Source organism: Kistimonas scapharcae (genome assembly GCF_039540975.1).
Lineage (GTDB): Bacteria > Pseudomonadota > Gammaproteobacteria > Pseudomonadales > Endozoicomonadaceae > Kistimonas > Kistimonas scapharcae.
In genome coordinates this window covers 1-2,192 of record NZ_BAABFL010000275.1, presented here as the reverse complement: position 1 = coordinate 2,192, position 2,192 = coordinate 1, and the positions used below count along the sequence as shown (strand labels likewise).

The 2,192-nt window shown below is 43.9% G+C and carries 2 protein-coding genes; both read right to left on the bottom strand.

What is annotated here, in order from left to right:
- Positions 1-77 precede the first annotated feature (77 nt).
- Complete coding sequence (locus ABD892_RS11005; RefSeq protein WP_345195690.1) at positions 78-521, bottom strand: GNAT family N-acetyltransferase; 444 nt, start codon at positions 519-521, stop codon at positions 78-80.
- A gap of 64 nt (positions 522-585) precedes the next feature.
- The coding region (locus tag ABD892_RS11000) for an ImcF-related family protein (protein ID WP_345195689.1) at positions 586-2,192 on the bottom strand (1,607 nt) is incomplete at its 5' end.

Genomic DNA, 2,192 nt, shown 5'->3' with positions numbered 1-2,192 from the left:
GCCATGACACGTCTCCTAACCCAAGGAAAACCAGTGTCGTAAGTTTAGACGGGAGAATGGCTTATGTTAGGTGGTAATCAGGTCACACTATGTATATTATTTATCCTTGCTACATCAACAACACAGGCCAATAACTTTGTCCCGAGCCCTTTGCCTTTCGCTTGCGGATCAACAGCCAAAAGCTTTACTTCAAGAATGCTTCCCGGCCCGGTTGGTGTAGGATAGAATTGGTTTTTCTTATTCTCTATATGTGCGCCAAAATACACCATCCCTTCCAGTTTTTTATTCTCCAATGACGTCATGAGAAGAATTCCACTTTTATCATCACTTGGCAGCGCTGCGAAGCATTTTTCCATATCATAAATTTGACTGATAACAAGATTAATTGCTTCAACAAAAGGACAGTCCAGCATCGCCAATGTATACGTAATTCTAGCGACAAACTGTCCATCATAGGGGCAATGCTCCAGCTGACAACCACTGGACTTTATTTTGCAATAAAGATGACTTGAGATTTTCATTGATTTGGACACCAACATAAAAGCAACTCAGTAAACTGATATCACCATCATCTAACCATAAAAATTAAAATATACGCTCTACGAAATGAAACTGCGTCATCAGTGCTGGATCAAAAGGCAGGCGCTTCCTGCTATTCCTATCCATAATTTCAAATGAAACCGTCTGATCTCCTAGCGAAAAATAGGTACTTCCTATCGATGCCCCTCTATCCGAATAACGAAAATTTTCACCAAAAAACCTAAACCAACTCCAGTCCCCGGTAAAACTGGCATGCGACAAAGGAGCTTCCTGAGAAAAGAATGTCGCCTCAACAAAACCGCCCTCATTCGACAAAGCGATATCTTGCCAGATATTCGGACCATGATCGTAACGGATCAAATTATTCTTATCCTGCACGACAAAATGTGTCGCTGTTGGCGACATGGATATAATCCTGACCTGAAACGAATCCAGAGACGAGCCATCACTTAGGAAAAAGCTTTGGTTGATCTGTTTCCCTACCCGTATCGTTTCAAGAAGCTGTCGCCTGACAGGCAATACCTTTCCAGGTATCAGGACTTTAAGCCTATGATCGTCTATGAAAGGCGCCAGATAGGTTTTTACAAATCCATCCAGTTGTCCATCCGTCTGAAAGAATGCCGAGAACTGTTTAAAATTAGCGTCTTTGGACGACGACCGAGCTAATGGGTAGTGATTTTTCAAATAACGGGTGTAGGGTAAAACAACATTTTCATCCCATTGTCTCTGTAGATACTGACCGCCCGTTTCAACGTAGTAACTCACCAGCTCATGACTGAGCTCTACCAGCCACCGTTTAATTTGTTCTGGCTGCGGGTCAGCAAAACTCACGAGTGCATTTAAAGGATGTCGCGACTCAACAATATCCACTAACTGGTTGTACGCACATTTCTGTTTATCGTCGCACTGCTCCATCTGCATTATTTTCTGATACAGATCATTAATGATACCCTGGCATCTTCCCGAGAATTCTATGACGGAATCACCTTGTATCAGGCGATGATAATGTTCAAACGCTTTTACAACCTCTTGTCGTCCCGACATATCCAACGTCATATCAACACTGGCCTTCGAGGCATCAGCGGTCGGTAATGGCTCTGCCAACAACCGCGTATTCCGGTCAAGCATCTCGAGTATCCCTGCCAGGGACGAAAATTCCCACTGCGCCAGATTGGATGACGCTTCACGAATAGTAGAAAAATCACGCAAGGGTTTGACATGGATACAGCTCATGACATGATTCCACTGCGAAATATACTCAAGCACATACCTGTGATGCAGCTCCCCTCCCGATCCCACCATATAGTCCGTGGTCGTCCGGGTCTCAATCCCCTTGATATTATCGATATCATTGTAAATCTTCTTAAACAATCTGGAATCCGGTGACATCAAGTTTTCATGCCAGGATTCCAGCGTAAAAAGCACAGGAATTTCACTGGGGCAATCCTTTTGCTTCGTGCCTCCCAATTGAAAGACTTTATTAAAATTACTGCCTAACAACTTCGCCAGTGGCACCGGACGCATTAATTCAGGATCTGATTTCAACCGGCGGTAAGCCAGTTGACTATCACCTGAATCCGCGAGTTCACAGCTAAGAAATCGGCCTGAAAACCCCAGAGCCCAAGTCTTTTCGTATAAAATCCCCTGATTCT